This is a genomic window from Reinekea sp. G2M2-21, assembly GCF_015687175.1.
In the GTDB taxonomy this organism is placed as follows: Bacteria; Pseudomonadota; Gammaproteobacteria; order Pseudomonadales; family Natronospirillaceae; genus Reinekea.
In genome coordinates, this window is the sequence record NZ_JADPQG010000021.1 from 1 (window position 1) to 3234 (window position 3234).

At 42.6% G+C, this 3234-nt stretch carries 5 protein-coding genes; all 5 read left to right on the forward strand.

Features of this window, described 5'->3' with window-relative positions; translation table 11 throughout:
* Positions 1 to 94 precede the first annotated feature (94 nt).
* The 5 genes from IYN85_RS25370 (at position 95) to IYN85_RS25390 (ending at position 3065) form a co-directional block, all read left to right on the forward strand.
* A complete protein-coding gene (locus IYN85_RS25370) occupies positions 95 to 751 on the forward strand; it encodes an HAD family hydrolase (RefSeq protein ID WP_196161781.1) in 657 nt (218 codons plus the stop codon).
* Positions 752 to 837: 86 nt separating this feature from the next.
* Positions 838 to 1221, forward strand: coding sequence for a hypothetical protein (locus IYN85_RS25375; RefSeq protein ID WP_196161782.1), 384 nt, complete (start codon positions 838 to 840; stop codon positions 1219 to 1221).
* A 116-nt stretch (positions 1222 to 1337) separates the two neighbouring features.
* Positions 1338 to 1712, forward strand: a complete 375-nt coding sequence (locus IYN85_RS25380) for a hypothetical protein (RefSeq protein WP_196161783.1) — start codon at positions 1338 to 1340, stop codon at positions 1710 to 1712.
* Positions 1713 to 1885: 173 nt separating this feature from the next.
* Entirely contained in the window at positions 1886 to 2488 is a 603-nt protein-coding gene (locus IYN85_RS25385; RefSeq protein WP_196161784.1) for an SMI1/KNR4 family protein, read from the forward strand.
* Between the two features lie 115 nt (positions 2489 to 2603).
* Positions 2604 to 3065 carry a RidA family protein gene (locus IYN85_RS25390; protein WP_196161785.1) on the forward strand — a complete coding sequence of 154 codons (462 nt, stop codon included), beginning with the start codon at positions 2604 to 2606 and terminating at the stop codon, positions 3063 to 3065.
* The last annotated feature ends 169 nt before the right edge of the window (positions 3066 to 3234 follow it).

Consider the following 3234-nt stretch of genomic DNA (forward strand, 5'->3'; position numbering starts at 1 on the left):
GCGCGGCTGGAATAAGCCCGCCTAAAACCGCTACGCGGCGGGCTTGGGACTCGTGACCTCGCCCCAGCGCTTAACGTTATTGCAAGGAAACTGGATGTACGCACTATTTGACTTAGATGACACCGTTCACGATAAGAAACAAAGCCTGTATGCATGTGCAAGGTCAATTTATTCAAAGTTTCTTGATGATCGTATAAATGCAGATGAATTTGTCAAAGCCTTTGTTAGTGAAAATTGCATTATCCAGCCGAAAGTTGATGTTTTTAAAACACTCGGAGTTAAATTTGGTATTGATTCAGAAATCGAATCTAAAATGCTTATGTATTTTGACGAGTCTTTTCAAAACTACTCAAAACGCTTTTATGGGGTTCTTGAGTGTATGGAATACCTTAAGAACGAAGGTGTGAAGATGGCTTGTGTTACAAACGGTCGAAACTTCTTTCAGCGAAATAAAATTACAGCTCTTGGTCTGGATACCTTTTTCGACGTTATTGTTACTTCAGGTGAGTTGGATGTTAAGAAGCCAGATCCCTTTATTTTTAATGTAGCGCTCGAAAAATTAGGGGCTAAAGCAGAGGAATCAGTGTTCGTTGGTGACAATTTAAAAGCTGATATGGAACCGGCTAAAAATCTTGGCATGAACACAATCTGGGTAAGTGCTGATACAAAGTCAAAACCTGAATTCGTAGATTTTAAGCTATCTTCTTTTTCTGAGTTCGTCGGCATTTGGCAAGCAATAACAAGTAGCTGAAGCTTTCAGCCCTAAATTCACCGCTACGCGGCGGGCTGTGGACTCGTGACCTCGCCGCTTAGCTAAACGTTAGGCGATAAAAACCTATGATTATTGAGCCACGAGCCGTCAAAGATGAAGAATCAGCTCATCCCATAGCAGGGAGCTGGCGGCCAATCTTTCGAGATGTTGTAAAGGCGTTTGCGGAGGATGATTTTGAGCTTTCCCAGGTAGTCCCCGGAGTGGCGCCAGTTGATCCTAGCATTGCATCCCAAAACCGAGCTTATGTCAGAAACTATGGTGAGCTTTTGGTGGAGTTGCCGGAAGATACATGGGCTACATCATGTGCGCAGTGGATGGGGCAGCATTGGGAGGTTTTAGTTGACCTATATATCAAGGGCGAGGGAGCTAGCGATCTAGTGCTAACGGGCCACATAAATGAACTGAACGGTAAGCCACAATTTACAGTGGGGCTTATCTATGTCCCGTAGGTCATTCGAACTTGGACGCCTAACCAACCAAAGCAGTGGGAGACATTTTTGCTTCGCTGCGCTCAAAACGCAAAATATGCCCCTGTTTGGGGGCGTTATGAATCAAAAGGTATGCAATGACTGATTTCCTACTTACTACAGCAATTGGTGTCATAATTTTAGGAGTAGTAAGTGCTGCAGTTTGGGATCTTTTGAAACGTATTCCGCTCAATTGGAAATGGGAATTTCATCTCGTAAATAATGATATGGCTAATTTCCCTGAATCTCAGGGATTTAAAAGAGACCCGGAGAATAATAATCAGTGGTATCGTCGAGGAATGCCTTGGAGCAACACTAAAGAAGTTATGGTAGCTGATATCCCATATGAAATTGGTAGAGGGTATAAGCTTTTCCTTACGAAGTGGCTAAGGAAAAAGGTTTATTTCTATCGCCTAAATAAAGGTGAAAAAGTCAAAGTCTATTTAATGTACTTAGACGCAGACTATTCATAACAAACCAAAGCTGTTCATGCCCGCTAAAAAACCGCGTTCCGCGGCGGGCATCGGACTCCATTACGCTGCGCTCCATTGCGCCGCAGTTTAGGAACGTTAACTTTCATATGAGATTACTAGTATTAACTTTATTCATTTTGTTATCGGGATGTAGTGATTTTAAGGAGCCTGACTTGAGTGATATTGAGATAAATACATACGAAGAATCAAGGGATATTGCTGATACGTTTGGAAGTATTGTTTCTTATTATTCTGAACATTATCCAGAGATATCTGCATCTCTAAATGGCCCAGCTACTGAAACAGAAATTTCTGATTTGGAGGCCCTTATAGGGAAGGAATTACCTTCAGATTTTAAAGCACTGTATAGGTTAGCTAATGGTCAGCAAGATAAGAATCAGCCATTTTTTCAGAATGGTTATGACTTTATGCCAATCTCAGCTATTCGGGTTAATTATGAGATGATGTTAGATCTCTATAATTCTAACAGTCAATTTCGTGAAGTTTACGGAAATTCTGGTGCGATAACTGACGTATGGTGGAAGCCGGATTGGATACCTTTCGGATATATGATATCTGGGGATCACTATTGTATTGATATGTCTCCGGGGCCTACCGGAACAGAAGGACAGGTTATTGAGTTTATCCACGATGACTCAATTAGGTATCATAAAGGCCTAAGCATTAATGACTTCCTTGGTGACCTAGATATCGGCCTTCGTAGTGGGAAGTACTTTAAGCACCCAGAATACGAGATCATTACTGACGAACAGTAACCTAAAGTTAACAAACAGCAGCATCGGACTGGCAAACCTGTCACTCAATTTGCTGCGCAATTACGTGCCAGCTCTGCCACCCGGTGTGCTGGGCGTTCTGTCCAAAGGAGACAAAGTGGACTTTGATAGCCGTGTAATCGAGTTAGGACTGGTTTTACCTAAAGCAAGTAATCCGCAAGGTAGTTATACAAATATCGTGAAGACAGGAAACTTGCTTTTTGTGTCCGGTAAAGGACCTGTAGCCGGCCTTGATGAGGTACCCAAAGGGAAAATAGGAAAAGAATATACTGTCGAGGAAGGCTATCAGTTTGCTAGGCAGACCGGGCTAGATATTCTAGCTGCATTAAAGCTTGAACTAGGTTCTCTTAATAAAATTAGCAGAGTTGTTAAACTTCAAGGTTTTGTTAACGCTACTGAGGATTTTGAGAAGCATCCGAAAGTTTTGGATGGCTGCTCTGATTTAATGGCAGAAGTCTTTGGTGAGCAAGGCGTCCATGCACGCTCAGTCTTTGGAGCGGCCTCGGTAAGAGGTAATCTGCCAATCATCATCGATTCTATATTTGAAGTGGTTGAATAAACAGAACAAAACGCTGTAGCAATACAGCCCTAAATACACCGCTTCGCGGTGGGCTGTGGACTCGCTCCCGCTCGCCGCTAAGCTTTGCGTTATGCATCATGGAGAATTAAGTGAAGTTAACCGGTGAATGTTTTTGCGGTGAAGTGAAATACGAAGTAAACGGAAAACT